A 23,819-nucleotide genomic window follows, 5' to 3' on the forward strand; every position below is an offset into this window, starting at 1 on the left:
ACGAGTCAGTGGGTCAACACGAGCAGCTGGTCGTCGGTCCGGACCAGACAGAACGGGCTCCCCGGGTCGCCGAAGCTGTTCGTCCGGTTCTCGCTGACGAACAGGCGCTCGAAGGGTTCGCCGCAGGCCGGACACGCGAACCCGTCGCGGTTCGCCAGCGTCATCGTCCCGCGGTCCTGTCGCAGGAGCTTCAGGCCGTGGCGGTAGTCGTGGACGTCGAAGCCGTCGCTGACGTCGAGTCGGTCCATGGAGAACAGAGAGCGGACGGTCGCTTAAAGCTTAGACGAGGTTCGCGCCCATGTAGAGGACGACGACGAGGAACACCCAGACGACGTCCACGAAGTGCCAGTACATCGAGGCCGTCGAGACGGAGGTGTGCCGTTCCGGTGAGTACTGACCGTAGTACGCCCGGACGAAGACGATGCCCAGCAGGACGGCCCCCATCGTGACGTGCAGGCCGTGCAGGCCCGTCAGGCCGTAGAACGCGGAGCCGTAGATGCCCTGCGCGATGGTGAAGTTCTCGTGGACGATGAACTCGTAGTACTCGTACACCTGCCCGCCGATGAAGACGATGCCCAACAGGAGCGTCAGGCCCAGCAGCTTCATGAACCGCGAGCGGTTCCCGTTCAGCAGGGCGACGTGGCTGTAGTGGAGCGTCACCGAACTGACGAGGAGGATGACGGTGTTGACGACGACGAGCGAGCCCCAGACGTGCGGGATGGCGGCCTGTGTCCACACGTCCGTCCCGCGCACGATGAAGTAGTAGACGAAGCCGGCACCGAACGTCGCCACCTCGGACCCGAGGAACAGCAGCATCGCGAACTTCAGCGTGCGGCCCGAGTGGTGGTTCGTGCCGCGTTCCCAGAAGTCAGAGACGAAGGCGTGGTAGAGCCAGCCGTATATCCCGACGAGGAACAGGCCGACGCTGGCGACGGTGGCGCCGGCGCCGATGGTCGTACTCACGAGTGCGCTCTCGCCCAGCGAGAGGACCAGCAGTGCCGCGCCGACGTAGATGCCCGACCCGCCGATGGCAGTCACGAACGGCCACCAACTCGCCTCGCCGAAACCGCGGGGCCAGTCCTCCGTGGCCGGGAGGTGGTGGTCCCCGTGTCCGCTCTCCGTGTGTTCTTCGATCTGGCTCATACGGACCCCTTGCGAAGCGATTACTAAAAGCCCATCCAATTCCGCGCGCCCGACGCGGGCCGATGTCGGAACCTACTCCACGCCGAAGTCCGTACCCCCGACGATGACAGCACGCCGACGCAGCCTCCTCGCGGCCGCCGTGGGGTCGCTCTGCTGGCTGTTCGCCGTCGGGACGGCCAGCGCTCACGGCGGGAGTCTGGCCGCGGGCGGCCGCGAGTCGCTGACGATTCCGACGTGGCTGTTCCTCTCGACGGGCGGGGCCGCCGTCGGTGCGTCGTTCCTGCTTGCCTCGTTCGTCACCGACCGGTCGTTCGTCGAGCGCGTCCACGACTGGGGGACGCCGCTCGCCGACGGCGGGGTCCGGATTCCGCGGCTGCTCGGCCGCGCGGTGGGGCTCGTCGGCCTCGCCGCCGTCCTCGTCGTCGGCTTCCTCGGTCCGACGACGCCCCGGACGAACCTCGCTATCCTGCTCGTCTGGGTTGGCTGGTGGGCGGGCCTCGCCATGACGACGTACCTGGTCGGCAACAGCTGGCGCGTCCTCAACCCGCTCTCGACCCTCGCGCTCGCCCTCCCGTCGCTGGACCGCGACTACCCCGAGCGACTGGGCGCCTGGCCCAGCGTCGTCGGCCTCTTGGCGCTCGTCTGGCTGGAGGTCGTCAGTCCGCTGGCCGACGACGCGCGACTGCTGGCGACCGTCGTCCTCGGCTACAGCGTCCTGACGCTCGCCGGGGCCGTCGTCTTCGGCCGCGAGACGTGGTTCGCCGAGGTGGACCCGGTCGAGCGGGTCTTCCGGTACTACGGCCGCGTCGCGCCGGTCGGCCGCCGCGCGGACGGTTCGCTCCACCTCGGACTGCCCGCGATGGCGCTCTCCGAGCGGCGACTGGTCGACGGGGCCGACGAGGTGGCGTTCGTCGTCGCGCTCCTCTGGGTGACCACCTACGACGGCCTCGTGACGACGCCGGGGTGGCGCGACCTGACGACGCCGCTGGTCGACGCGGGGCTCCCGGCCCACCTCCTGTATCCGCTCGCCCTCGTCGTCGGGTTCGGCCTCTTCCTGGGCGTCTACCGACTCGCCGTGCGGGTGAGCACGCGGACGGCCGAAACGTACCTCGTGCCCGACACGCTCGCCGAGCGGTTCGCCCCGCCGCTGCTGGCCATCGCCGCGGGCTACCACTTCGCGCACTATCTGGGCTACTTCCTCTTCCTCGCGCCGGCGCTGGGGACGGCCACGCTCGCCCCGTTCGCCGACCCCGCGTCGGTCCCCGTCTACCAACTGCCGGCGTGGTTCGGCGGCGTCGCGCTGGCGTCGGTCATCGTGGGCCACCTGCTGGCTATCTGGGTGGCCCACGCGGCCGCGTTCGACCTGTTCCCCTCGCGGTTGCAGGCCATCCGCTCGCAGTACCCGTTCGTTGCCGTGATGGTGTTCTACACGATGACCAGCCTGTGGGTCGTCTCCCGCCCGGAGGTGCCACTCCCCCACCTATGACCGACCACGACTACGACGTGCCCGCCGACGCACCGGTCTACGAGTGTGCCTACTGCGACCGCCCGTTCGCCCGCGAGGAGTGGCTGGCGCTCCACCGCGGCCTCGACCACCCCGAGGCCCTCGACGACGACGAGGTGGCGGCGTTCCGGGCGGCCCACGCCGAGGAAGAGGACGACCTCGGGACGTTCCGCCTGCAGGCGCTGGGCGCGCTCGTGGCGATATACTTCGTCCTCCTGATGGTCTACGCCCTCGTCTGACCCCGGCCCGCCTGTCGCCGGTGTATCCCGACTACGGAGAAGCGACACGTTGATGGGTCGCTGAGCGAGTACACGTAGCCATGGACCTTCGCGTCATCGACAAGTCGGACACGGAACTCTCTATCGAGATTGCGGGCGAGGACCACACGTTCATGAACGTCATCAAGGGCGCCCTGCTGGAGACGGAGGGCGTCACCGCGGCGACGTACGACGTGAACCCCGAGCAGTCCGGCGGTCAGACAGACCCCGTCCTGACAATCAAGACCGAGGAGAACGTCGACGCGCTGGACGCCCTCGAGGACGGGACGGACCGCGTCATCGAGAAGGCAGACAGCCTCACCGACGCGTTCGAGGCCGCCGCGTAAGCGCCTCGCCCGCTCTCAGCAGACGACGTAGGTGACGAACACGCTGCCGTCCGGCGCGACGTGGACGTCGACGCCGACGGTGCCCGCTTCTGCCGCGCGGAACCGGTTCCCGCGCTCGACGTAGCTATCGACCAGCGACGACGCCAGCGCCGCCTCGCCGTCGAAGTCGCTCACCGACCGGCCGGTCCGCTCGTAGGCGACCTGATACGCGACGACGCCGGGCCGTTCGCAGGCGAGGTCGAACCGCTGGAAGGCGTCGCGCTCGGGGCCCGACCCCTCGCCCGCACGGGCCGCGACGATGGCCTTGTTGTAGTAGGCCGCGGCGTCGTCAGCGGTGGCGTTCCGTGTCAGCGCGCCCGCGCCCTCGCTCGTCCGCCGTTCGTTCAGCGCCGCGACGTAGGCGTCCTCGGTCTCGGCGAGCGAGAGCCCGCCCGCGGTGTCCGCGCTGCCCGGAGCGTCGGGAATCGCTGGCGGGCCGGCGGCCGCCTCGCCCCCGAACCCCGGAAGCGTGACGACGCCGAACACCGACAGCAGGACGACGCCCAGCAGGAGGGCGACGGCGGCGTAGCCGGCGACGTACTTCGGTTCGATGACGTCCCGCCAGCTCGTGCCGATGTCCGCCATCGGGTCGGTGTCGGCCACCCGTTCGCGCTCGAAGTTCGCGCTCCCACACCGCCTGCAGGGTGGGGAGTTGCGCTGGTGCTGGCGGCCACAGTCCTGACAGACCCAGACGGAGCCGCCGTGGACCTCGCCGTCTGCGGACCGGGTCGGACCGACGGGCTGGACCGCCCGCTCGTACGTGCCGTGGCCGCAGTTGTCACAGGGCGGGTCGTTCTCCTCGTGAGGTTTGCCGCACCACTCACACCGCCATTCCATTGGGTAACCGTAGGTGACCGAGCTACAAAGAGTGCGCGGAACTGGCGTGTGACCGCGCTGGGGGCTGGCCCCACGACGGTCGCCGACCCGCCCTACAACCGGACCGGGATGCCCTTGCTGTCCAGATACCCCGTTCCCACCTTTTCCGACTCGGGTGCGCCACGGGCGCACCACTCCTCGCAAAAACGTGGGCGAAAAAAGCGCGTCGTCGCTCGCGGTGCTCGCTCCGCCCCGTCCTACAACCGGACCGGAATCCCCTTGCTGTCCAGATACTCCTTCGTCTCCGCGATGGAGTACTCGCCGAAGTGGAAGATGGAGGCTGCGAGGCCGGCGTCGGCGCCGGCGTCGACGAACACCTCCTCCATGTCCGCGGGGCTGCCACAGCCCGAGGAGGCGATGACCGGCGTCGAGACGGCGTCACAGACCGCCTTCATCAGCGGGATGTCGTAGCCGTCCTTCGTCCCGTCGGCGTCGATGGAGTTGACGAATATCTCGCCGGCGCCCCGTTCCTCGGCCTCCATCGCCCACGCGACGGCGTCCAGACCGGTGCCCTCGCGGCCGCCCTTGACGGTGCACTCGAACCAGCAGGACTCGCCGTCCACATCGACGTAGTGCTCGCCCTCGTCGTCGAAGCGGCGGCGGGCGTCCAGCGAGATGACGATGCACTGGCTGCCGAAGGCGGCGGCGCCCTCCTCGATGAGTTCCGGCTCGGCGATGGCACCGGAGTTTATCGACACCTTGTCGGCGCCGGCCCGCAGGGTCTCCTTGATGTCCTCGCGGGTGCGGATGCCGCCGCCGACCGTGAGGGGGATGAACACCTCGTCCGCGACGGCGGAGACGGTCTCGAGCATCGTCTCGCGGCCCTCGGCGGAGGCGGTGATGTCGAGGAAGACGAACTCGTCGGCCCCGGACTCGTTGTAGGCCTTCGCCATCTCGACCGGGTCGCCGGTGTACTCCAGGTCCTCGAAGTTGACGCCGGTGTAGACGGCCGCCTCCCCGTCCTCGTCGACGTCGACGTCGATGCAGGGGATGATTCGCTTGGTGAGGGTCATCTGATACCCGCACCTTCGCCGCAGGGCCGTTTGACGGTTTCGACTGGCGCAATCCGCGGGCCGTCAGTCCCGCGAGAGCGCGAACAGCCCGTCGTGGCTCCCGACGAAGACGCGGTCGCCGACGACCGCCGGCGTGGCGGAACTGTACCCGACCGGGACCGACCAGCGCCGTTCGCCGTCGGCCAGCGAGACGGCGTAGCAGTTACCGTCGTTGCTCCCGACGTAGGCCGTCCCGCCGTCGGGGGCGACGGCCGGCTGGGTCACCAGCCAGTCGTCGGCGTCGAAGCGCCACCGCTGGTCGCCGGTGTCACGGCGATGGGCGTGGAGCGACCCGCTGGCCGTGCCGAGCAACACCGTGTCGCCGGTCACTACCGGCCGACTGTCGGCGAGCGCCTGTCCGGTGTCGACCCGCCAGCGCTCGCGGCCGTCGGCCGCGTCCAGTGCCACCAGCTCCCCCCGGTCCTCCTCGGGGTCGCTCGTCGCGACGTACACCGTCCCGTCGACGAGCGCGGGCGTCTGGGTCCGGTGGCCGCCGAGGTCGGCGTGCCAGCGCTCGGCGCCGTCGGCCGCGTCCAGCGCGTAGACGGTGCCGTGGTCGCTCCCGACGACGACAGTCTCCGCGGTCGCCCCCGGGGGCGTGAGTCCGTCGGCGTCGTCGAGGGCCGTCCACCGGACCGTCCCGTCCGCGCCGTCGAGGGCCGTCAGACCGCCGCCGCTCACGTACAGCCGCCCGTCGACGGCGGTGATCGACTCCAGCGACGACACGTCCGGCGTCTCCCAGAGGACGCTCCCGTCGTCGACTCGGAGCGCCTGCGCGCGTCCACAGCCGGCGACGAACGCGCGGTCGGTGCCACCGACCTCGTCGACGGCGAGGCCCGAATCGTAGCAGACGGTGTCGCCGGGCTCGTCCAGCAGGACGCGCCAGCGTTCGGTTCCGTCCGCGGCGAAGGCGAGCGCGCGCCACGTCGTCAGGACCGTGAGCGTGCCGTCGGCGGCCGCCAGCGCACCGATGGTGCCCTCCGTCGTCCGCCGCCACACGACGCGTTCGTGGCGCTGGCCGGTGACGCTGTCGAGACAGCCAGCGACCCCCGCACTTCCGAGGGCACCGACCGTTGCCAACAGCCGTCGGCGAGTGTACTCCATGGTCGTCATCGACCCGGTACCGGAAAGTGTCTTCAGGTCGCTCAAACCCGGCTTTGACCGAGCGAATCCGACAGGTACAGGTAGGCGCTTCCAGAACGCACGTGCATGGGAGACGACCACCACGCCGAGGACCGTCCGGAGTTCGACCCCGAGAACGTCGACCTGCCGTCGAAGGAGCCGCCGCTTCGCGAGACGGCGCCCCAGAGCGACTTCACGATGTCGCAGGTGTCGACCGGCGCCGTCGTCGCGCTCGTCGGCCTCGCGCTCACGTTCGGTATCGCGTTCGCGCTGGTCTAAACTGCCCTTCCTCTCTCCGGTCGAAGCAGCCGCGTAGCCGACGGTTCAGGCCAGCTCGTCGTCGATGGTCGACCGGAGGTCGGCGATTTCGCCCGCGTGGTACTGCAGCGTCTCGTCGTTGAGCGTGAGGTCGAGGTGGTTCGACCCGTTCGCCTCGCCCAGTTCCGTCACCGGGGCGACGCCGTCGAAGGCCTCGCGCACGGCCGCGGGGTCGGTCGTCTCGAAGACGACGCGGCCGGGCCGTTCGTTGAACAGGAGGCGCTTCCGGGTGCCGCGCTCGACCGTCTCCATCTCGACGCTGGCGCCGGCGTCCTCGTGGACCATCTCGGCGAGTGCGACCGCGAGGCCGCCGTGGCTCACGTCGTGGCTGGCCAGCACGTGGTCCTCGTCGGCCACCTCCGCGATGGTCTCGACGAGGCCGGTCGGGTCGGCCGGCAGTTCGGGGAAGGCGTCGGTGCCGCCGAAGACGGCGGTGTACTCGGAGCCGCCGAGACGCGGGTCAGCCTCCCCTTCCAGGGCGGCGTCGCCGACGACGACGAGGGTGCCCTCGCCGGACAGTTCCATCGGCGGCGCGTCGTACCCCTCCTTGACGCCGACGAGCGCGAGCGTCGGCGTCGGCGGGATGGGGCCGGCCACGGAGTCGTTGTACAGCGAGACGTTGCCGCCGACGACGGGGACGTCTAAGTCGCTGCACATGTCCGCGAGGCCGTCGACGATGCCCTTGAAGCCGCCGTAGACGTCCGGCTTCTCGGGGTTCCCGCCGTTGAGACAGTCGACGGCGGCGTGGGGGGTCGCGCCCTTCGCGGCGACGTTGGTGGCGTTCTCCAGCGCCACGGCGCGGGCGCCCTCGTAGGGCGCGGCGTCGGTCCAGTTGGGGTCCGCGCCGGCAGAGAACGCGAGTCCGGTCCCGGCCTCGCGGATGGCGAGGAGGGCGGCGTCGTCGCCCGGCAGGACGCTCGTGCGGACCTGCACCTCGTGGTCGTACTGGCGGTACACCCACCGCTTGGAGGCGGTGTTTGGGCTGGCGACGATGCGCTCGAACGCCTCCGAGAGGTCGACCGTCGGCAGGTCGCGCTCCTGTTCCGGCGGGTCCTCCGCGGGCAGGTCGTTCATCGGCGCGCCGTCCCCGAGGAACTCGGCCTCGACGTCGACGACCGTCTCGCCCTCGAAGGTGCAGACGTAGTTCGTGCCGGGTTCGGTCAACTCGCCGATGACCGAACAGCCGAGGTCGTAGCGTTCGGCCAGTTCGGCCACGCGGTCGACGTTCTCCGGCGCGACCTCGTACACCATGCGCTCCTGGCTCTCGGCGAGCAGGTACTCCATGGCGTTCATGTTGGGTTCGCGCTCGTGGACGCGGTCGAGTTCGATGCGGGCGCCGAGACCGCCCTTCGCGACGAGTTCGGAGGATGCCCCGCCGAGCCCGGCCGCGCCGAGGTCGCGGGCCGACTCGACGAGGTCCTCGTCGAGCAGCGCCTCGTTGCACTCGATGAGCAGCTTCTCCGTGTACGGGTCCCCGACCTGCACGGCCGGTCGGTCCTCCGTCTCGGCGTCCTCCGCGAGGTCCTCGCTGGCGAAGGAGGCGCCGCCGAGGCCGTCACGGCCCGTCGAGTTGCCGACGAGGACGAGCTTGTTACCCGGTTCCTGCGCCTCGGCGGTGATGGTGCGCTCTGGCTCCATCAGGCCGATGCAGGAGACGTTGACGAGTGGATTGCCCTCGTAGTCGTCGTGGAAGGCGACCGACCCGGTGACCGTCGGTACGCCGATGCAGTTGCCGTAGTGGGAGATGCCCTCGACGACGCCCTCGAAGAGGTAGCGGGAGTGTTCGCGCTCGAAGTCGCCGAAGTACAGGCAGTCGGCGAGCGCGATGGGATAGGCGCCCATCGAGAGGGTGTCGCGGACGATGCCGCCGACGCCGGTGGCGGCGCCGTCGAACGGGTCGACGTAGGACGGGTGGTTGTGGGACTCGACGCCCATCGTGATGTACATCTCCTCGCCGTCGCCGTGGCTCGGGAGCGAGACGACCGCGGCGTCGTCGCCGGGGCCGATGACGACCTGATCGCCCTCGGAGTCGAACGCCGTCAGGAGCGGTCGCGAGGAGCGATAGGCGCAGTGCTCGCTCCAGAGGTTCTCGAAGAGAGCGGCCTCCGCCCGGGTGGGCTCCCGACCGATCTCGTCGACCACGATGTCGTGGTCCGCGTCGGACAGGCTCATTAGGTTCCCGTGGCCCCCGGCCGGCTAAATCGCTTTCCATGCAGTCGCGCCGACGCCGACGACGCCGGCGTTCACCCGTCTGCGGGCGCGAGCAGGCTGTCGACGTACGCCGCCCAGCCGGCGCGGAGGTCCTCCCCCACGTCCATCTCCAGCGCGACGTGGAACCCGGTCGACCCGTCGGCGGCGGCCAGCAGGAACGCGGCGGTCGCTCGCGGGTCCACGTCCCGGAAGACGCCCGTCTCGACACCCTCGGCGACGATGCGTTCGAGCTCGTCCAGCGTGGCCGATTCGAGCGCGAGCAGCGGCCCCCGGAGCGTCTCGTTGTACGGCGCGTGCGAGAGCAGTTCCATGACGGCGACGTGGACGCCCGCGGCCTCCTCGCCCGGCGAGCGGAACAGGTACTCGCAGGCGGCCCGCAACTCGGCCTCCGGGCCGTCGGCGGAAAGCGCCGCCAGCTCCTCGCCCAACCGGCCCGCGGCGGCCTCGAGGAACGCCGCTATCATCTCGTCCTTGCTGTCGAAGTAGTAGTACAGGCCCGCCTCGCTGTTCTCGTACTCGTCGGCTATCTTCGCCGTCGTGAGGCGTTCGTAGCCGTGTTCGGCGAGCGCCCGTCGAACCGCGCTGACCACCTCGGCGCGGGCCTCGGCGTCCATCTCCGGCATACGTTCGAGTGAGCGCTCACTCGCTTCAGCCTTTCGCCCCGCCTCACTCGACGACGTACGAGCGGTGCTCGCCGCGGCTCTCGACGTCGACGAACCGGTAGCGCCGCGCGTCTGTCAGCTGGCCGGCGAACGCCGCGTCGTCGGCCCCGTCGACGTCGTACACCTCGTCGGCGCCGACGAACCCGCGGGCGCGGAGCGTCTCGACCACGTCCTCGGGGAGGTCCCGGTCGGCCGGGAGTTCGACGACGAGCAGCCGGTCGGTGAAGCTCTTGGCCGTCCACGCGTCGGCGACGTCTGGGCGGGCGGCGAGGTCGGCGGCCAGCGAACGGGCCGTCTCGTCGCGGTCGGACATACGCGTGGGTTCGCTCCCCCGCCGGGAGTCGACAGTCCCGAAGGTGTTCGCCCGTTCAGAACGGCGTCTCGACGTCGGTCTCGTCGGGCATGCCGTCGTCGCCGTCGTCGTCCACATCCGCCGGTATCTCGCCGGTCTCGCGGTAGGTGTCCTCGAGCTGTCGCAGTTTGCCGTTGATGGCGACGCTCTGGTGGTGCATCGGGTCGACGCGCACCTTCACGAGGTCGTACTCGTGGCGCCCCCCGAGGCCGTTCCACGCGCGGAACGCGCCGACGGTCAGCGTGTCGCTCTGCGGGCAGAACTCCGTCGTCGGGGTGAACTCGGCCCGTAGGACCGCCGGGTCGTCGGTCTCGCGCGCGTACCGGAACCCGGCGTCTGGGTGTCGGTGGTCCAGGTTCAGGCGCGCGAGGTTGTAGCCGAAGGTCATGTCGTAGACGCCGCGCTCGGCGAACAGGTCCATCGTGAGGCGGTGGAACGCGGCGTGGTCGGCGCCGGTCAGGGCCTCGTGGCCCTCGAGGAACTCGCCCGCCTCGGGGACGTGTTCTGGCGCGAACGAATCGTAGTCGTCGAAGCCGGTGTCGTCGCCGCCGCGGATGCCCGAGAGGAGGCTCATGGGCGGACGTACGCGTCGCGGCCCACAGACAGTGTCCCCGAACACGTTCGGCGGAACCCCCTCCGGCGGCTGGCGCCCACGTCCACGTGATGGTCACCACGAGCATCGACGCCGAACGCGAGTACGTCGACGACGGGTTCTCGGCACAGACGATTCACGAGACGCCGAACCAGAAGGTCGTGCTGGGCTACTTCGAACCCGGACAGTTCATCCCCGTCCACGCGCCCGACAGCGACGTGGCGATGACGGTCCTCAACGGCGAGGGGACGGTCCGCGACAGCGACGAGGAACGCGCGGTCGAGCCGGGCGACGTGGTCGCGGTACCGGCCGGCGAGGACCGCGGTATCAGAGCCGAAGGGGGCCGACTCGAGGCGACGCTCGTCACCGCGCCGCCGCCGACCGACGCCGAGCACGAACCGGTCCGGCGGGGCCTGAAGCGCGGCGAGTTCGACCCCGGGTGACGAACACGTTCGGGAGAAGTCCCTCCGCCGGGGCGGGGGAAGGTTCGGGTGATGCCCGCCGCGAAACTCGACCTCCGGAACATGGCACCGCCCGAGCGACACCCGACCATCCACTCCGCCTTCGACGAGCTGGACCCGGGTGAGACGCTCCGCATCGTCAACGACCACGAACCGAAGCCGCTGTTCTACGAACTGCAGGCCGAAGTCGAGGAGTTCGACGCCGAACGCTACGACTGCCGCAAGGAGGGGGAGGGGAAGTACGTCGCCGACCTCCCGAAGGAGGCATGAGCGGCGCCGACGCCGCCGGCCTCGAACGCGTCTCGCTGTCCGACCTCGACGGCTCGGGCCGCGCCCAGCTGTTCGAGGGCGAGCCGAAGACGGTTCGGCTGACGCTCTCGGAGGGCGAGGCGATTCCGGCCCACCAGCACCCGGGTCGGGACATCGTCTTCCACCTGCTGGACGGCGAGGTGGACCTCACCCTCGGCGAGACGACGCTCTCGCTGACCGCCGGCGACGTCGCCCGGTTCGACGGCGACCAGGACATCTCGCCGGCCGCGGTTACCGACTGCGAGGCGCTGCTGGTACTGGCCGCGGCCGAGTGACCGCTCCCCGCCTGCGGTCCTGACGGGACGGACGACGTTTTCAGGCCGGACGACCTAGAGCGGGTATGGGTGTTACGGGACGATGGACGCTGACGACCGCCCGGAGGCGACGGCCGTGACCGAAGACGAGCCGGTCGACGACCACCCCGTGCTGCTGTTCGACGGCGTCTGCAACCTCTGTAACCGGACCGTACAGTTCGTCATCCCGCGCGACCCGACCGGAATCGTCCGGTTCGCACCGCTCCAGTCCGAGGCCGGGACGGAACTACTGGAGCGGGTCGGTCTGCCGACCGACGAGATGGAGTCCGTCGTCCTCGTCGAGGGCGAGGACGTGTACCGGAAGTCGGCCGCGGCCATCCGCGTCGCGGAACTGCTCGGGTGGCCCTACAGCCTCGCCAGCGTCGGGCGACTCGTGCCCGACGGACTGCGTGACGCGGCCTACGACGTCGTCGCGGAGAACCGGTACGACTGGTTCGGCCGCAAGGACCAGTGCATGGTGCCCGACGACGACGTGAGCGACCGCTTCCTCGGCTAACCGAACAGCTCGACAGCCGTCTCGACGGTCCCGTCACCGACGGTGCTGGACCGGCGGAGACTCGCCCGCGGGACCGCGAGCAACCGCTCGGCGAGGCGCTCGCTCAGCCGTTCGACGGCGGCCACCTGTTCGTCGGTCAGGTCGCCCTGCGCCCGCAGCTGTTCGAGCGCCGCCTCGAGCTGTTCGGCCCGTATCTCCGCGGCGCGGGCCTCCATCTGTCCGATGGCCTGTTCAACGTCGGTCGTCGTCTCGCGGGTGTCGTCGTTCACACTCATGCTTTCCAGATGACGGTCACGGTCGCGTCGTCGGTGTCGACGGTCGCGTAGTCGTAGCCGCGGTCCTCGAGCTTCGGGTAGAGGTGCTGTGGCGCACGGTCGTTGTACTGGACGAGGACGGTGTCGTCGTCCAGTTCCGGCAGGCGTTCGAGCGTCTCGGCCAGCGGCTTCGGCGGCCCGAGTTCGCGGACGTCCAGTCGCTCCGTCGGGGCGTCGGTCGGGGCGTCCGTCTCCGCGACGACGGCGTCGGGTGCCAGTGACATGGGTGGACGTTGACGCTCCTGTGCGCCGACGGTTTCCCCGAACGTGTTCGGCCACACCGACAGCAGGCCGGGGCCCGAACCGACGAGTGATGAGCGCGATACCCGGAGACGTCGACACGGACGCGGGCCCGCCGATGACGATTCCGCTTCGGCACTTCGTCGTCGCGCTGGCCTTCCTCGTGGCCGGCGTGGCCGTCGGGGTGGCGGGCGGTCGCGGCGGGCACCTCGCACAGGTCCACCTGCTGCTCGCCGGCTGGGTCTGTCTCACCATCATGGGTGCGATGACGCAGTTCGTCCCCGTGTGGTCGGGCGTCGCCCTCCACTCGCGTCGCCTCGCCGCGCTGCAGTTGCCCCTCGCGGCCGCCGGCTTCGCGGGACTGGCGGCCGGCCTCCTGTCCGGTGTCGCGGCCGTCCTCCCGGTGGCCGGCGCGCTCGCTGTCGCCGGCGTCTGGACGTTCGTCTACACCGTCGGCCGGACGCTCGCGGCCGCCGAGCGGGACGTGACGGCGGCGCACTTCGCCGCCGCACTCGGCTTCTTCGTCCTCGTGACGAGCGCGGGCGTCGCGCTGGCGCTCGACCACGCCGTCGGCGTCCTGCCGGTCGCGGGGCTCACGCGGGCGGACCTCCTGCTGGCCCACGCCACGCTGGCGGTGTTCGGCGCCGTCCTGACCACCGTCGCGGGCGCGCTCGCGCAACTCGCACCGATGTTCACCCAGACCGACGGGACTCGCGTCGGCGACGCGCTCCAGCGGGCGGAGACGGTGGGCTACCCACTCGGCGTCCTCCTCCTCGCCGCCGGGCGCCTGCTGGGTCGTCCGACCGTCGCCCGCGTCGGCGCGCTCCTCGTCGCCGGGGGGTTGGCCGTCGTGGGCCTGCTGGTGGGCCGGCGACTCCTCGCTGCCAGCGTCGAGTGGACGCCGATGCTCTCCCGGTACGCCGTCGTCGCCCTCTCGCTGGCGGTCTGGGCACCGCTCTCGGCGTGGGCGTGGTGGCAGGACCCGCTCGCCTACGGCGCGCTGTTCGGCCACCCGGCCCTCGGGCCGCTGCTGCTGATGGGCGCCGTCGGGTTCGTCGTGCTGGGGACGCTGTACCACGTCGTCCCGTTCGTCGTCTGGGTCCACCGCTACAGCGACCGCCTCGGCTTCGAGGACGTGCCGATGATAGACGACCTCTACGACGACCGGGTCGCGCTCGCGGACGGCCTCTGTCTGGGCGCCGCGACGGCCCTCGCCGTCGGGACCGGGGTCGGGTCGGTACCGCCGGGAACGGGCCTGCTCGTGGGCTCGCTCGCCCTCGTCGGGGCGGTGCTGTTCGCCGGCAACCTGCTCGCGGTTCTCGTCGAACACGGGCCACAGTCGCTGCCGGCGCTGGTCGGCGGTCGGTTCGTGGACGAACCCGAGCCCTGACCCGTTCATTCCTCGCTGGGCTGGTCGGTGTACAGCGAGTACGTCAGGACGGCGAACCCGGCGGCGGTGAACACGCTCTCGACGGCGGTGCTCGTCGCCACCGGGAACTCGAGTATCTGGTGGAGGCTCCCGGCCAGCAGCGCCCCGGCAGTCACGAGCCCGATGCCGACCCAGAGGGCTCGCATCGCGGTCGCTCTCGTTCGGTTGTACGCCCTGTACGTCAGCGTCGTGAGGACGGCCCCGCAGACGAGCGTCACCGTCTTGGCCGCCACGAGCAGCACGGTACTGGGGTGCATCGTCGTGCGGAGTGTTCCGCGACTCTGGACAATATAAACCGGCGCGCGTTGCCAGCGAGTGAGAAGCCCCGCCTCAGCGCACGTACAGGGAGTAGAGGATGATACCGAGGCCGACTGCCGTCAGGGCGCTGGAGACGAAGACGCTCGTGTAGATGAGGTTCACTCCGAAGTAGGTCCCGACGACGAGGTCGAGCACACCACCGAGTATCGCACCGAGCGTGACGACGCCGAACCCATAGGTGAGCCACTTGTGCTGTGGCGTCCCGGTCCGGTCGTAGGCCTGATACGAGTAGTAGGTTATGAGCCCACCGATGATGAGGATGAGCGTCTTCGAGACGACGACACCGACCTGTGAACTTGGTATGTGTACCATGTGTTACGTCTCCTTGCGAACTTCCGACCAGAGGTTCTCCAGCCGCTGGTCCGGGGACCGGGCGCGATGCGTGATGTCGACGGCGAACTCCCGGTTCTCGTCGAGCGCGATGACCACCTCCTCGAAGTCGACCGCGTACCGGCTGGCGTGCTGTCCGTCCGGTCGGACCTCGACGCCCTCGTACAGCAGCGACGAGTCGGTCAGTAGTTCGAGCTTACGGTAGGTCGTCGACAGTGGGACGTCACTCTGCTCCGAGATCTCGCTCGCGGTCATCGGCTCGTCGAGCACGCTGACGATGTCCCGGCAGTCCTCGTCGTCCAGTGCGTCGAGAACCGTGGTGAGCTCCGGTGTCTCGTCGTCAGCGAACGGGTCCCGAACCATCCTTGTCGCCAACTCATCTCCCGCACCCTTTAACCTAACCGACTCACGGCGACCGTCGGAAACCGGCACTTGAGGGGTGTATGCCCGAAGTATTCGGGGTCACACGTGATCGTGCTCGCACCCCATTCCCAGCGTCTGAGAACGGTTCTACCCCGGTGAGAACGTCCCTGCGGGGGTTTATACACACACTCGTTACGTTCAGGTGTCCATGAGCAAACGAGTCGGTGCACCTGGTTCAGGTATCTCGCGTCGTGACTTCGTGAAGGCCTCCGGCCTCGGCGGAACGCTCGCTCTCGCTGGCTGTACGGCACCGGGCGACCCGCAGGAAGCCGTCGACACGTCGACGGAGACGGCCGCCAGTCAGACCGGCGGCGACCTCCCGTCGACGTCGCCGCCCGAGATCGTCAACGTCGACGAACAGGGCGGCGAGGTGACGCTCTCGTCCGTCCCGGCACAGCACCACGCGCACCCGGGCGAGTCGATGGGTGGCCCCGTCGAACTCCCGCAGGTATGGGCGTTCAAGGCCGACGACGGCGACCCGAGCGTCCCCGGCCCCATCCTCCGGACCACCGAGGGCGAGGACATGGAGGTGACGCTTGACAACACGAACGGGATGCGCCCGCACACGGTGCACTTCCACGCGGTCTCGAAGAAGTGGGAGGACGACGGCGTCCCGACGACCACCGGCGTCCGCGTCGACCCGGGCGAGAAACACACCTACACCATCCCGGCCGACGTGCCCGGCACCCACCTCTACCACTGCCACTACCAGACCCCGCGGCACCTCGACATGGGGATGTACGGCATCTTCCGCGTCGACCCGAAGGGGTACGAACCGGCCGACAAGGAGTACTTCCTCTCGCTCAAGGAGTGGGACTCCCGCCTCAACCGCCAGATGGCCGGGATGGACGCCACTTACGACCCACGTAACCGCCGGCCGGACACCTTCACGGTCAACGGCAAGTCCGCGCCGCGCACGCTCCACCCCGAGGACGGCTCGCCCATCATCGTCGAACAGGGCGACACGGTCCGCCTGCACATGCTCAACGCGGGGTACATGGACCATCCGATGCACATCCACAACCACCGCTTCGAGGTGACCCACAAGGACGGCGGCGAGATTCCCGACGCCGCCCGCCACGAGCAGGACGTCTGCTCGATTCCGCCGGCGGGGCGACGGACCGTGGAGTTCACGGCCGACGCCGACCCCGGCATCTACCTCATGCACTGCCACAAGGTCAACCACGTGATGAACGGGAGCGCCTACCCCGGCGGGATGCTCACCGGCGTCGTCTACAAGGAGGCGATGCAGACGGACATCTTCAAACAGTTGATGGAGTACGCGGGGTACGAAGGCTGAGTGAAACGAAGCCTTCGGAACGAGCGGGCGGCGTAGCCGCGAGCAGCGAGGGTTGAGCGAAGCGAAGCCCTCGGACCGAGCGAGCGGGGAGCGACCCGTGAGTCACGAAGGCTGAGCGAACCGCCCCCTCGGCCTAATCGCGGGGGCCGGAACGAGTGTGAATCGCCCGAACCGAGACGACCGATTTCTCCGCCGACCGTCCACGAGCGACCAGCGAGCGGTGGGTCCACGTCGTCCGCCCGACGGTAGCCACGCGGTGTCGCCGTGACAGCCGGACCTACACGATTGTTTAGGCAAGCCTAAACGAAAAGGTCGGCCCGAATTTGTTCGCACCCGTCGTCGGTCCCCGAGAACTGGGGTTGCCTACAAACCCGAGGCCGGAGAACCGTCGCCTGTATGGAAGTATCACGACAGACGCTCGCGAAGCTGCTCGTCGCCGCGTTCGTCGTCAACCTCGTGGTGATGGGCGCGGGCGCCGCGCTCGCCTACGAGAAGGCGCCGCCCATCCCCGACCGCATCGTCGGTCCCGACGGCGAGACCATCGCGACCAGCGAGGACGTACAGCACGGGAAAGAGACCTTCCAGAAGGACGGCCTGATGAACCACGGGTCGATACTGGGCAACGGCGCGTACTACGGCGTCGACTACACCGCCGACACGCTGGACCTGAAGGTCCAGTACATGCGCCAGTACCACGCCCGGCAGGAGTACGGGAATGACTTCGACGCGCTCTCGGCGGAGCGACAGGCCGCCATCGAGACGCGCGTCGAGCAGCGCCTCGACCGGCAGGCGGCCGGCGACGTGGTGGAGTACTCCGCCGCCGAGGTGTACGCCCACGAGCAGATCCGTGAGGAGTACGTCGAGCGCTACCACGAGGGGAGCCACGAGCGCGGCGTCCCCGAGGACATGATCGCCAGCGAGGACGCCGCGCGCGACTTCGCCGACTTCGCGCTCTGGACAGCGTGGTACTCCCACGCCGACCGGCCGGCGGGTGACCACTCCTACACGAACGAGTGGCCCTACGCACCCGGCGCGGGCAACGACGCCACCGCCGCGGCGATGACCTGGAGCGTCGTCGCCATGGTGTTGCTCGTCGCCGGTGCGGGCGCGGCGGTGTGGCTCTACCGCAGCATCGACCTGCCCGAACCCGAGGTCGAGGGCATCGACGTCCCCGCGCCCGACGAGGTGGCGCTGTTCCCCGGCCAGCGGGCGGCCACGCGGTTCATCCCCATCGCCGCCGGGTTGTTCCTCGGGCAGGTGTTGCTCGGCGGTCTGCTCGCGCACTTCTACGTCGAGCGCGCCTCGTTCTTCGGGCTGGGCGAGCTCGTCGGGGTGAACGTCCTCCAGTGGCTCCCCTTCGCCATCGCGAAGACGTGGCACATCGACATGGGTATCCTCTGGATAGCGACGCTGTGGCTGGGCGCCGGCCTGTTCCTCCCGCCGCTGTTGACCGGCCACGAACCGAAGCGACAGGGCACCCTCGTCAACGTCCTGCTGGGCGCGCTCGTGGTCGTCGTCGTCGGCGGCCTCGTCGGCATCTGGCTCGGTATGCAGGGCTTCTTCGAGGGCGACCTCTGGTGGTGGCTCGGCAACGAGGGGCTGGAGTACCTCGAGGTCGGCCGCGTCTGGCAGCTCGGCCTCCTCGCCGGCTTCCTCATCTGGGCCGGGCTGGCCTACCGCGGCTTCAAGCCGCTGCTGGACGACGAACCGAAGTACGGCCTCTCCCACCTCATCCTCTACGCCGGGGGCTCTATCGCCCTGCTGTTCACCGCCGGCCTGCTGTACACCCCGGAGACCAACATGGCCGTCACGGAGTTCTGGCGCTGGTGGGTCGTCCACATGTGGGTCGAGGGCGCCTTCGAGTTCTTCATCGTCGCCATCGTCGGCATCACGCTGGTGTCGATGAACCTCCTGAAGCGCCAGAGCGCGGCCAAGGCCGTGATGTTCGAGGCGCTGCTGGTGATGGGGACCGGCGTCATCGGCGTCTCCCACCACTACTGGTGGATCGGCATGCCGGACCTGTGGGTGCCCATCGGGAGCGCGTTCTCCACGCTGGAACTGGTCCCGCTGGTGTTCATCCTCTACGAGGCCATCAACGAGTACCGCGCGATGGCCACCGGGGGCGAGAGCTTCCCGTACACCATCCCGTTCATGTTCATCGTCGCCTCCGGCGTCTGGAACTTCGTCGGGGCGGGCGTGCTCGGGTTCTTCATCAACCTGCCGCTCATCAACTACTACGAACACGGCACCTACCTCACCGTCGCCCACGCCCACGCGGCGATGTTCGGCGCCTTCGGCTTCCTCGCGCTGGGGATGGCCAGCTACATGCTCCGCATCACCGTCGACCCGAGCGACTGGGACGGCTCGTGGCTCCGCGCCGCCTTCTGGTGCTGGAACGTCGGCCTCGCGGTGATGGTGCTGGGCTCTGTCACCCCGGTCGGCTTCCTCCAGCTGGAGGTGGCGTTCACCGAGGGGTACGCCGCCGCCCGGAGCGTCGCCTTCTACGAGCGGCCGCTCGTGGAACTGCTGTTCTGGGCGCGGATGCCCGGTGACACGCTCATCATCCTCGGGACGACCATCTTCACGGCCGACGTGCTCCGGAAGCGGTTCTCCCTCCGGTCGGTGTTGGCCGGCGACGACGAACCGGTCTCGGACCCGGTCGTCTCCGACGACTGAGGACCGTCGCGGTATTCGCTTCGCTGCGTCTCGACGAACGGCGGCGACCGACGCGAGAGCGCGAGCCGCCTTACGGCCGCCCCCGATAAACTGCATGCGACTGTATCGAACCCGGACGGGTTCGTCCGGGTTCCCATCGCATGAGAACACGGTACACCCGTTTTTTGTGGGGCAGACAAGTGACGCGTATGGGAGAACTCGACCACGAGGTGGACGCCCCGCGCGGCGCGACCAGCCGTGAGTGGGAAGTGTTCTGTCGCGAGGCGTCGTCGGACCCGCTGACTCACGTCGGCAGCGTCAGCGCACCGTCGCCCGACATCGCCCGCGAGCAGGCGACCCGACTGTTCGCCCACGCCGCCGAGGCCCTCTGGCTCTGCCCGGCCGACGAGACGGTCCGCGTCCAGGACGAGTCGCTGGCGCTTGACCCCGCGTCGGACGCGGCCGACGCGACGATGGACGAACAGGCGATGCACGCCGAGACCCTGCGAGGTGAGCGCGAGTGATATCCGTCTCGAAACTGCTGACCGACCTCGACGCCGAGGGGGACGGCCTGCGCTACGACGCCGCCGAGGAGTCCACGAAGTCCCAGATACGCGACGAGAAACAGCGCCGCCCGGTCGTCGTCTGGAACGTCACCAAGCAGTGCAACCTCTACTGCGACCACTGCTACGCCGCCGCCGACACCGACATCGCAGACGGCGAGCTGACGACGGCTGAGGGGAAGGCCCTGCTCGACGACCTCGCGGACTACGGCGCGCCGGTGATTCTGTTCTCCGGCGGCGAACCGCTCGTCCGTCAGGACCTCGAGGAGCTCGTCGCCTACGCGAACGACGTGGGCGTCCGTCCGGTGCTCTCGACCAACGGCACCCTCATCACCGAGGAACGCGCCGAGTCGCTGAAAGCGGCGGGGCTGAAGTACGCCGGCGTCTCCGTCGACGGCCTCCCGGAGCGCAACGACGACTTCCGCGGGATGGAGGGAGCGTTCGACGGCGCCGTCCAGGGCATCCAGAACTGTCTGGACGCGGGCCTGAAGACCGGCCTCCGCTACACCATCACGGAGCGCAACGCGCCCGACCTGGAGGGGGTCGTCGACCTGTTGACCGACGTGGGCGTCGACCGCTTCTGCTTCTACCACCTGGACTACGGCGGGCGCGGCACCGAGATCGTCGACGCCGACCTCACGCCCGTCGAACGCCGCGAGGCCGTAAAGCGGGTGTGTGACATGACCCGCGAGTACCACGACCGGGGCGAGGAGATAGAGACGCTGCTCGTGGGGAACTACGCCGACGCGGCCTACCTCGTCGAGTACGCCCGCGAGCACATGGGCGACGCGCAGGCCCGCCGGGTCTACGAGTACCTCCGGGTCAACGGGGGCGACCCGACCGGCGAACGCGTCGCCGACGTCGACTACCAGGGCAACGTCCACCTCACGCAGTTCTGGCAGGGGTACTCGCTGGGCAACGTCCGCGACCGGCCGTTCGGCGACATCTGGGAGGACGAGTCGAACCCGCTCCTCCGGGCGCTCAGGGAGCGCGAGGACCGCCTCACCGGGAAGTGTGCCGACTGCCGCTACTCGGACGTCTGTCGCGGCGGCTCCCGGCTCCGGGCGCTCACCGTCGAGGACGACCTGTTCGCGCCGGACCCACAGTGTTACCTCGACGACGAGGAGGTCCGCGGTCCGGAGCCGTTCGCCGGCGGCGACGCGACGAGTCCGGCGGACTGAGCGCCGTCAGGGCGCCGCCTCGTCGATTCGGCGGGCCACATCAAACCCCCCTGTGCTGAGGCCACGGCCTGATTCGGCTTCACGCAGTACGTCCACGTGCGGCCGTCGTACCACGGTCGCGACGTATCGTGTCAGTGACTCCAGTCTCGTGGGAGTGAGCAGTACGGTTCGTTCGGGCTACCGACCGCCCGCTGGGCACGGGCGGTCACTGCTCGCGTTCTCTTTCAGTGACAGTACGGCCGGTGTACCGGGGCGCTTTTGCCCGGGCCACCTCTATGACCGTCCGTGCTGTCGGTCGAGCTTCACACGCACTCGGCGCTGTCCCACGACGGGCGCGACCCGGTCGAGCTACTGCTGGCGCAGGCGGAGGCCGTCGGACTGGACGCGCTGGCGGTCACCGACCACGACGAACTCGACGCGAGTCTGGCGGCCGCCGAACTCGCGCCCGACTACGGCCTCGTGGGCATTCCGGGGATGGAGGTCACGTGCGCGGCGGGCCACGTCCTCGCGCTGGGCATCGAGTCGCCGATTCCGGCGGGCCTGTCCTTCGCCGAGACGCTCGACCGCATCCGCGACCAGGGGGGCCTCGCCGTCGTCCCGCACCCGTTCCAGGAGTCCCGTCACGGCGTCCTCGAACACATCTCGAAGGACGAGCTCGCGACGGCCGACGCCATCGAGGTGTACAACTCCCGGCTGCTGACCGGGCGGTCGAACCGGCAGGCAGAGCGGTTCGCCCGACGGCGGGGCCTGCCGATGACCGCCGGGAGCGACGCCCACATCGCCGAGATGGTCGGGCAGGCGGTCACGAAGGTCGACACCGACGAGCGGTCCGTCGACGCCATCCTCGACGCTATCGAGGAGGGGCGGACGACCGTCGAGGGCGAGCGAACGCCGTGGCGCATCAGCTTCCGGCAGGCCGCCGGGGGCGCGAAGCGCCGCGTGAAGAGCCGGCTCGGGAGCTTCCTGGACTGATGGCGGGCGCAGACGAGGCGACCGTCCGCGCCGCCGTCGAGTCCGGTGACCCGCTCCCGGGCACGGCCGGCTTCGCGGGGCGACTCGACGGGGCGCTCGTCCGGGACGTCCTCGGGCGGTACCCCCTGTTCGTCGAGCGCGGGGCCTCCGAGTGGCCGGTCACGGACGCCGACTGGAGTGCCGACCCCACCGACCTCGACGACCCAGAGCCGTTCCCGGCGGGCCACGTCCGCGACGCCGACGGGACGCGCGCGGTGTGGTCGCTGCCGGACCCGGCCCCCGTCTCGGACCGAGCGACGGCCGTCGCGGCCGTGCGGGACGCCGTCGAGACGAGCGTCGACGCCGTGGACGCGGACGGCCTCGCGGTCGCGTTCTCCGGTGGCGTCGACTCCGCGTTGCTCGCCGCCCGACTGGACGCGCCGCTGTACGTCGCCGGGTTCCCCGACAGCCACGACGTCGAGGCGGCCCGGTCGGCGGCCGACCTGCTGGACCGCGAGGTGCGCGTGGTCGAGTTGACCCACGACGCCATCGAGCGCGTGGTCCCCGACATCGTCGCCGCTACTGGGCGGACGAACGCGATGGCCGTCCAGATAGGGCTCCCGCTGTACCTGACCGCCGAGCGCGTCGCGGCCGACGGGTTCGACCGCCTCGCGCTCGGACAGGGGGCCGACGAGCTGTTCGGCGGCTACGCCAAGGTGGCGAAAGCGCCCGAGGACCCCCGCGTCGAGGCCGACACCGTCCGCGGTGCCCAGCGCGAAGTCCTCGCGACGCTCCCCGACCAGCTACCCCGCGACATCCTGACGCTCCGGGCCGCGGGCGTCGAACCGGTGACGCCGCTGCTCCACGACCGCGTGGTGGCGGCGGCCCTGCAGCTGGACGACGAGCTGCTCGTCGACGGCGAGACGCGCAAGTGGGCGCTCCGGCAGGCGGCGCTCGGGTCCCTGCCCGAGGCCGTCGCCATGCGGGACAAGAAGGCCGCCCAGTACGGGTCGCTGGCCGCCCGGGAACTCGACCGACTGGCCCGACAGGCCGGCTACAAGCGCCGGATGGACGACCACGTCACCCGGTACGTCGAGTCGCTGGTCGAGTGATCACTCCCGCGTCGCGCCACTCCCGGTGACGGCGACGGGGCGCTCGGAGTCCAGGATGACCGCCTGACTCACGCTCCCGAAGACGAGCGCGCCGAGCGGCGAGCGCTTCCGGCCCCCGAGGATTATCATGTCCACGTCGTGGTCCTCGGCGGCGGCCACGATGCGTTCCTCCGCGTCACCGTATGTGGTCAGTGTCTCGACGCTGACGCTCGCCTCGCGCAGTGCCTCCACCATGGCCTTGCCGGCCGGCGTCTGCTCGACGGTGGTCTTCTCGGCCATCGTCTCGTCGTCGAAGACGTGTAAGACGATGGCCTCCACCTCCTCGTCGGCGTACGGCAGCGCGGTCGTCGCGGCCACCTGTGCCGTCGCCCGCGCCTCGCTCGCGTCAACGGGGAGTAACACCTGATACATGCCCCCCGAGACGCGACTCTGCGGAATAGTTATCGACCGCTTACCGCCTCGATGGCTCGGGTCCCTATCTCCACGACGTCGGCCGGAATCTCGTCGCGCCGGTCGGCGAGGTCCGCGGCCGAGAACCACGTCCAGTCGGCGGCCGGTTGCTCGCCGGGCCCGGGGTCGATGTCGCGGGACGGGGCCTCGCCGTAGAAGATGAAGTCGACGTGCTGGTGGCCCACCTCGCCGCTCTCGTGGACGTCGATGTCCTCCAGCAGGAAGTGCTGTGGCTGCGGAATCGAGCGGACCGTCTCGCTCTCGATGTCCTCCTGTGGGGCGACGAGGTCGACGGTCATGCCCAGTTCCTCGCGGGTCTCCCGGAGCGCGGCCTCGTGGGGCAGTTCGTCCCGGTCGACGTGGCCGCCCGCGGGCAGCCACATGTCGAGCTTGTCGTGTTCGTGCAGGGCGACACACCCCTCGCTGACGGCGTAGACGGTCGCGACGAAGTGACGGGTCGTCTCCATACGACGGCGGAGGGAACAGAACCCCCTCTAC

Annotated in this window: 31 protein-coding genes; 15 read left to right on the plus strand and 16 right to left on the minus strand. The window is 69.8% G+C overall.

The annotated features are described in order from the left end of the window. Window positions 1-5: 5 nt before the first annotated feature. Window positions 6-248, minus strand: a complete 243-nt coding sequence (locus ACV7GQ_RS04920; RefSeq protein ID WP_470312430.1) for a DUF7385 family protein — start codon at window positions 246-248, stop codon at window positions 6-8. A 31-nt stretch (window positions 249-279) separates the two neighbouring features. Next, window positions 280-1,143, minus strand: a complete 864-nt coding sequence (locus ACV7GQ_RS04925) for a cytochrome c oxidase subunit 3 (RefSeq protein ID WP_470312431.1) — start codon at window positions 1,141-1,143, stop codon at window positions 280-282. Window positions 1,144-1,246: 103 nt separating this feature from the next. On the opposite strand from ACV7GQ_RS04925, the gene ACV7GQ_RS04930 reads away from it, so the two are divergent. The 3 genes from ACV7GQ_RS04930 (at window position 1,247) to ACV7GQ_RS04940 (ending at window position 3,251) form a co-directional block, all read left to right on the plus strand. Next, window positions 1,247-2,629, plus strand: a complete 1,383-nt coding sequence (locus ACV7GQ_RS04930; RefSeq protein WP_470312432.1) for a hypothetical protein — start codon at window positions 1,247-1,249, stop codon at window positions 2,627-2,629. Next, the gene (locus ACV7GQ_RS04935; protein ID WP_470312433.1) at window positions 2,626-2,886 is read left to right on the plus strand and encodes a DUF7410 domain-containing protein; all 261 of its coding nucleotides are present in this window, start codon (window positions 2,626-2,628) and stop codon (window positions 2,884-2,886) included. The genes ACV7GQ_RS04930 and ACV7GQ_RS04935 overlap by 4 nt, the downstream gene beginning before the upstream one ends. A gap of 80 nt (window positions 2,887-2,966) precedes the next feature. Further along, entirely contained in the window at window positions 2,967-3,251 is a 285-nt protein-coding gene (locus ACV7GQ_RS04940) for a DNA-directed RNA polymerase subunit L (RefSeq protein ID WP_470312434.1), read from the plus strand. 15 nt (window positions 3,252-3,266) lie between these two features. Here the strand turns inward: ACV7GQ_RS04940 and ACV7GQ_RS04945 are convergent, their stop codons facing one another. From ACV7GQ_RS04945 to ACV7GQ_RS04955, 3 genes are all read right to left on the minus strand, one after another. After that, on the minus strand, window positions 3,267-4,127 hold the full coding sequence (locus ACV7GQ_RS04945; protein ID WP_470312435.1) for a hypothetical protein: 861 nt from the start codon (window positions 4,125-4,127) through the stop codon (window positions 3,267-3,269). A 236-nt stretch (window positions 4,128-4,363) separates the two neighbouring features. Further along, window positions 4,364-5,179 carry an imidazole glycerol phosphate synthase subunit HisF gene (hisF, locus tag ACV7GQ_RS04950; protein ID WP_470312436.1) on the minus strand — a complete coding sequence of 272 codons (816 nt, stop codon included), beginning with the start codon at window positions 5,177-5,179 and terminating at the stop codon, window positions 4,364-4,366. Between the two features lie 63 nt (window positions 5,180-5,242). Next, entirely contained in the window at window positions 5,243-6,322 is a 1,080-nt protein-coding gene (locus ACV7GQ_RS04955; protein WP_470312437.1) for an outer membrane protein assembly factor BamB family protein, read from the minus strand. Window positions 6,323-6,427: 105 nt separating this feature from the next. Between ACV7GQ_RS04955 and ACV7GQ_RS04960 the strand changes: the two genes are divergently transcribed. Beyond that, window positions 6,428-6,619 carry a DUF7550 family protein gene (locus ACV7GQ_RS04960; RefSeq protein ID WP_470312438.1) on the plus strand — a complete coding sequence of 64 codons (192 nt, stop codon included), beginning with the start codon at window positions 6,428-6,430 and terminating at the stop codon, window positions 6,617-6,619. Between the two features lie 45 nt (window positions 6,620-6,664). On the opposite strand, the gene purL is transcribed toward ACV7GQ_RS04960, so the two are convergent. The 4 genes from purL to ACV7GQ_RS04980 all read right to left on the minus strand — a co-directional run bounded on the left by purL (window position 6,665) and on the right by ACV7GQ_RS04980 (window position 10,457). Next, window positions 6,665-8,830: a phosphoribosylformylglycinamidine synthase subunit PurL gene (gene purL / locus ACV7GQ_RS04965; protein WP_470312439.1), complete on the minus strand. Its 2,166-nt coding sequence runs from the start codon at window positions 8,828-8,830 to the stop codon at window positions 6,665-6,667. Window positions 8,831-8,901: 71 nt separating this feature from the next. Next, window positions 8,902-9,492, minus strand: coding sequence for a TetR/AcrR family transcriptional regulator (locus ACV7GQ_RS04970; RefSeq protein ID WP_470312440.1), 591 nt, complete (start codon window positions 9,490-9,492; stop codon window positions 8,902-8,904). 43 nt (window positions 9,493-9,535) lie between these two features. Then, window positions 9,536-9,844 carry a hypothetical protein gene (locus ACV7GQ_RS04975; protein WP_470312441.1) on the minus strand — a complete coding sequence of 103 codons (309 nt, stop codon included), beginning with the start codon at window positions 9,842-9,844 and terminating at the stop codon, window positions 9,536-9,538. Window positions 9,845-9,899: 55 nt separating this feature from the next. Then, entirely contained in the window at window positions 9,900-10,457 is a 558-nt protein-coding gene (locus ACV7GQ_RS04980; RefSeq protein ID WP_470312442.1) for a DUF7998 family protein, read from the minus strand. Window positions 10,458-10,546: 89 nt separating this feature from the next. Between ACV7GQ_RS04980 and ACV7GQ_RS04985 the strand changes: the two genes are divergently transcribed. The 4 genes from ACV7GQ_RS04985 (at window position 10,547) to ACV7GQ_RS05000 (ending at window position 12,055) form a co-directional block, all read left to right on the plus strand. Further along, window positions 10,547-10,918: a cupin domain-containing protein gene (locus tag ACV7GQ_RS04985; RefSeq protein WP_470312443.1), complete on the plus strand. Its 372-nt coding sequence runs from the start codon at window positions 10,547-10,549 to the stop codon at window positions 10,916-10,918. A 51-nt stretch (window positions 10,919-10,969) separates the two neighbouring features. Further along, a complete protein-coding gene (locus tag ACV7GQ_RS04990) occupies window positions 10,970-11,206 on the plus strand; it encodes a DUF2249 domain-containing protein (RefSeq protein WP_470312444.1) in 237 nt (78 codons plus the stop codon). Continuing rightward, window positions 11,203-11,520: a cupin domain-containing protein gene (locus tag ACV7GQ_RS04995; RefSeq protein WP_470312445.1), complete on the plus strand. Its 318-nt coding sequence runs from the start codon at window positions 11,203-11,205 to the stop codon at window positions 11,518-11,520. The genes ACV7GQ_RS04990 and ACV7GQ_RS04995 overlap by 4 nt, the downstream gene beginning before the upstream one ends. Window positions 11,521-11,602: 82 nt before the next feature. Beyond that, on the plus strand, window positions 11,603-12,055 hold the full coding sequence (locus ACV7GQ_RS05000) for a thiol-disulfide oxidoreductase DCC family protein (RefSeq protein ID WP_470312446.1): 453 nt from the start codon (window positions 11,603-11,605) through the stop codon (window positions 12,053-12,055). Here the strand turns inward: ACV7GQ_RS05000 and ACV7GQ_RS05005 are convergent. Together ACV7GQ_RS05005 and ACV7GQ_RS05010 are read right to left on the minus strand one after the other, a co-directional pair. After that, window positions 12,052-12,330, minus strand: coding sequence for a glutamyl-tRNA reductase (locus ACV7GQ_RS05005; RefSeq protein WP_470312447.1), 279 nt, complete (start codon window positions 12,328-12,330; stop codon window positions 12,052-12,054). The two genes, ACV7GQ_RS05000 and ACV7GQ_RS05005, sit on opposite strands and share 4 nt — an antisense overlap. After that, window positions 12,327-12,593 (minus strand): DUF2249 domain-containing protein, encoded by a 267-nt coding sequence (locus ACV7GQ_RS05010; protein ID WP_470312448.1) that lies wholly within the window; start codon window positions 12,591-12,593, stop codon window positions 12,327-12,329. The genes ACV7GQ_RS05005 and ACV7GQ_RS05010 overlap by 4 nt, the downstream gene beginning before the upstream one ends. 89 nt (window positions 12,594-12,682) lie before the next feature. On the opposite strand from ACV7GQ_RS05010, the gene ACV7GQ_RS05015 reads away from it, so the two are divergent. Beyond that, window positions 12,683-13,999, plus strand: a complete 1,317-nt coding sequence (locus ACV7GQ_RS05015; RefSeq protein ID WP_470312449.1) for a hypothetical protein — start codon at window positions 12,683-12,685, stop codon at window positions 13,997-13,999. A 5-nt stretch (window positions 14,000-14,004) separates the two neighbouring features. On the opposite strand, the gene ACV7GQ_RS05020 is transcribed toward ACV7GQ_RS05015, so the two are convergent. From ACV7GQ_RS05020 to ACV7GQ_RS05030, 3 genes are all read right to left on the minus strand, one after another. Continuing rightward, a complete protein-coding gene (locus ACV7GQ_RS05020; protein WP_220619591.1) occupies window positions 14,005-14,295 on the minus strand; it encodes a DUF7521 family protein in 291 nt (96 codons plus the stop codon). Window positions 14,296-14,368: 73 nt separating this feature from the next. Continuing rightward, entirely contained in the window at window positions 14,369-14,668 is a 300-nt protein-coding gene (locus ACV7GQ_RS05025; RefSeq protein WP_470312450.1) for a DUF7521 family protein, read from the minus strand. A 3-nt stretch (window positions 14,669-14,671) separates the two neighbouring features. Beyond that, entirely contained in the window at window positions 14,672-15,049 is a 378-nt protein-coding gene (locus ACV7GQ_RS05030; RefSeq protein ID WP_470312451.1) for a helix-turn-helix domain-containing protein, read from the minus strand. A gap of 208 nt (window positions 15,050-15,257) precedes the next feature. Between ACV7GQ_RS05030 and ACV7GQ_RS05035 the strand changes: the two genes are divergently transcribed. From ACV7GQ_RS05035 to ACV7GQ_RS05060, 6 genes are all read left to right on the plus strand, one after another. Continuing rightward, complete coding sequence (locus ACV7GQ_RS05035) at window positions 15,258-16,409, plus strand: multicopper oxidase domain-containing protein (RefSeq protein ID WP_470312452.1); 1,152 nt, start codon at window positions 15,258-15,260, stop codon at window positions 16,407-16,409. 396 nt (window positions 16,410-16,805) lie between these two features. After that, complete coding sequence (locus ACV7GQ_RS05040; RefSeq protein WP_470312453.1) at window positions 16,806-19,085, plus strand: nitric-oxide reductase large subunit; 2,280 nt, start codon at window positions 16,806-16,808, stop codon at window positions 19,083-19,085. Window positions 19,086-19,273: 188 nt separating this feature from the next. Beyond that, window positions 19,274-19,588, plus strand: a complete 315-nt coding sequence (locus ACV7GQ_RS05045; RefSeq protein ID WP_470312454.1) for an Htur_1727 family rSAM-partnered candidate RiPP — start codon at window positions 19,274-19,276, stop codon at window positions 19,586-19,588. Further along, window positions 19,585-20,808, plus strand: coding sequence for a TIGR04347 family pseudo-SAM/SPASM protein (locus tag ACV7GQ_RS05050; RefSeq protein ID WP_470312455.1), 1,224 nt, complete (start codon window positions 19,585-19,587; stop codon window positions 20,806-20,808). The genes ACV7GQ_RS05045 and ACV7GQ_RS05050 overlap by 4 nt, the downstream gene beginning before the upstream one ends. A gap of 285 nt (window positions 20,809-21,093) precedes the next feature. Continuing rightward, window positions 21,094-21,780, plus strand: a complete 687-nt coding sequence (locus tag ACV7GQ_RS05055) for a PHP domain-containing protein (RefSeq protein ID WP_470312456.1) — start codon at window positions 21,094-21,096, stop codon at window positions 21,778-21,780. After that, window positions 21,780-22,871 (plus strand): asparagine synthase C-terminal domain-containing protein, encoded by a 1,092-nt coding sequence (locus tag ACV7GQ_RS05060; RefSeq protein ID WP_470312457.1) that lies wholly within the window; start codon window positions 21,780-21,782, stop codon window positions 22,869-22,871. Before ACV7GQ_RS05055 ends, ACV7GQ_RS05060 begins: the two co-directional genes overlap by 1 nt. On the opposite strand, the gene ACV7GQ_RS05065 is transcribed toward ACV7GQ_RS05060, so the two are convergent. Beyond that, on the minus strand, window positions 22,872-23,282 hold the full coding sequence (locus tag ACV7GQ_RS05065) for a universal stress protein (protein ID WP_470312458.1): 411 nt from the start codon (window positions 23,280-23,282) through the stop codon (window positions 22,872-22,874). A 29-nt stretch (window positions 23,283-23,311) separates the two neighbouring features. Further along, window positions 23,312-23,788 carry an NUDIX domain-containing protein gene (locus ACV7GQ_RS05070; RefSeq protein WP_470312459.1) on the minus strand — a complete coding sequence of 159 codons (477 nt, stop codon included), beginning with the start codon at window positions 23,786-23,788 and terminating at the stop codon, window positions 23,312-23,314. Window positions 23,789-23,819: the final 31 nt, after the last annotated feature.

Source organism: Haloarcula sp. MBLA0163 (assembly GCF_055632435.1).

Excerpts from the sequence above, each read along its gene's own strand:
- ACV7GQ_RS04920 (WP_470312430.1), bottom strand. The coding sequence starts at position 248 with ATGGACCGACTCGACGTCAGCGACGGCTTCGACGTCCACGACTACCGC.
- ACV7GQ_RS04925 (WP_470312431.1), bottom strand. The coding sequence starts at position 1,143 with ATGAGCCAGATCGAAGAACACACGGAGAGCGGACACGGGGACCACCAC.
- ACV7GQ_RS04930 (WP_470312432.1), top strand. The coding sequence starts at position 1,247 with ATGACAGCACGCCGACGCAGCCTCCTCGCGGCCGCCGTGGGGTCGCTC.
- ACV7GQ_RS04935 (WP_470312433.1), top strand. The coding sequence starts at position 2,626 with ATGACCGACCACGACTACGACGTGCCCGCCGACGCACCGGTCTACGAG.
- ACV7GQ_RS04940 (WP_470312434.1), top strand. The coding sequence starts at position 2,967 with ATGGACCTTCGCGTCATCGACAAGTCGGACACGGAACTCTCTATCGAG.
- ACV7GQ_RS04945 (WP_470312435.1), bottom strand. The coding sequence starts at position 4,127 with ATGGAATGGCGGTGTGAGTGGTGCGGCAAACCTCACGAGGAGAACGAC.
- hisF (WP_470312436.1), bottom strand. The coding sequence starts at position 5,179 with ATGACCCTCACCAAGCGAATCATCCCCTGCATCGACGTCGACGTCGAC.
- ACV7GQ_RS04955 (WP_470312437.1), bottom strand. The coding sequence starts at position 6,322 with ATGGAGTACACTCGCCGACGGCTGTTGGCAACGGTCGGTGCCCTCGGA.
- ACV7GQ_RS04960 (WP_470312438.1), top strand. The coding sequence starts at position 6,428 with ATGGGAGACGACCACCACGCCGAGGACCGTCCGGAGTTCGACCCCGAG.
- purL (WP_470312439.1), bottom strand. The coding sequence starts at position 8,830 with ATGAGCCTGTCCGACGCGGACCACGACATCGTGGTCGACGAGATCGGT.
- ACV7GQ_RS04970 (WP_470312440.1), bottom strand. The coding sequence starts at position 9,492 with ATGCCGGAGATGGACGCCGAGGCCCGCGCCGAGGTGGTCAGCGCGGTT.
- ACV7GQ_RS04975 (WP_470312441.1), bottom strand. The coding sequence starts at position 9,844 with ATGTCCGACCGCGACGAGACGGCCCGTTCGCTGGCCGCCGACCTCGCC.
- ACV7GQ_RS04980 (WP_470312442.1), bottom strand. The coding sequence starts at position 10,457 with ATGAGCCTCCTCTCGGGCATCCGCGGCGGCGACGACACCGGCTTCGAC.
- ACV7GQ_RS04985 (WP_470312443.1), top strand. The coding sequence starts at position 10,547 with ATGGTCACCACGAGCATCGACGCCGAACGCGAGTACGTCGACGACGGG.
- ACV7GQ_RS04990 (WP_470312444.1), top strand. The coding sequence starts at position 10,970 with ATGCCCGCCGCGAAACTCGACCTCCGGAACATGGCACCGCCCGAGCGA.
- ACV7GQ_RS04995 (WP_470312445.1), top strand. The coding sequence starts at position 11,203 with ATGAGCGGCGCCGACGCCGCCGGCCTCGAACGCGTCTCGCTGTCCGAC.
- ACV7GQ_RS05000 (WP_470312446.1), top strand. The coding sequence starts at position 11,603 with ATGGACGCTGACGACCGCCCGGAGGCGACGGCCGTGACCGAAGACGAG.
- ACV7GQ_RS05005 (WP_470312447.1), bottom strand. The coding sequence starts at position 12,330 with ATGAGTGTGAACGACGACACCCGCGAGACGACGACCGACGTTGAACAG.
- ACV7GQ_RS05010 (WP_470312448.1), bottom strand. The coding sequence starts at position 12,593 with ATGTCACTGGCACCCGACGCCGTCGTCGCGGAGACGGACGCCCCGACC.
- ACV7GQ_RS05015 (WP_470312449.1), top strand. The coding sequence starts at position 12,683 with ATGAGCGCGATACCCGGAGACGTCGACACGGACGCGGGCCCGCCGATG.
- ACV7GQ_RS05020 (WP_220619591.1), bottom strand. The coding sequence starts at position 14,295 with ATGCACCCCAGTACCGTGCTGCTCGTGGCGGCCAAGACGGTGACGCTC.
- ACV7GQ_RS05025 (WP_470312450.1), bottom strand. The coding sequence starts at position 14,668 with ATGGTACACATACCAAGTTCACAGGTCGGTGTCGTCGTCTCGAAGACG.
- ACV7GQ_RS05030 (WP_470312451.1), bottom strand. The coding sequence starts at position 15,049 with ATGGTTCGGGACCCGTTCGCTGACGACGAGACACCGGAGCTCACCACG.
- ACV7GQ_RS05035 (WP_470312452.1), top strand. The coding sequence starts at position 15,258 with ATGAGCAAACGAGTCGGTGCACCTGGTTCAGGTATCTCGCGTCGTGAC.
- ACV7GQ_RS05040 (WP_470312453.1), top strand. The coding sequence starts at position 16,806 with ATGGAAGTATCACGACAGACGCTCGCGAAGCTGCTCGTCGCCGCGTTC.
- ACV7GQ_RS05045 (WP_470312454.1), top strand. The coding sequence starts at position 19,274 with ATGGGAGAACTCGACCACGAGGTGGACGCCCCGCGCGGCGCGACCAGC.
- ACV7GQ_RS05060 (WP_470312457.1), top strand. The coding sequence starts at position 21,780 with ATGGCGGGCGCAGACGAGGCGACCGTCCGCGCCGCCGTCGAGTCCGGT.
- ACV7GQ_RS05065 (WP_470312458.1), bottom strand. The coding sequence starts at position 23,282 with ATGTATCAGGTGTTACTCCCCGTTGACGCGAGCGAGGCGCGGGCGACG.
- ACV7GQ_RS05070 (WP_470312459.1), bottom strand. The coding sequence starts at position 23,788 with ATGGAGACGACCCGTCACTTCGTCGCGACCGTCTACGCCGTCAGCGAG.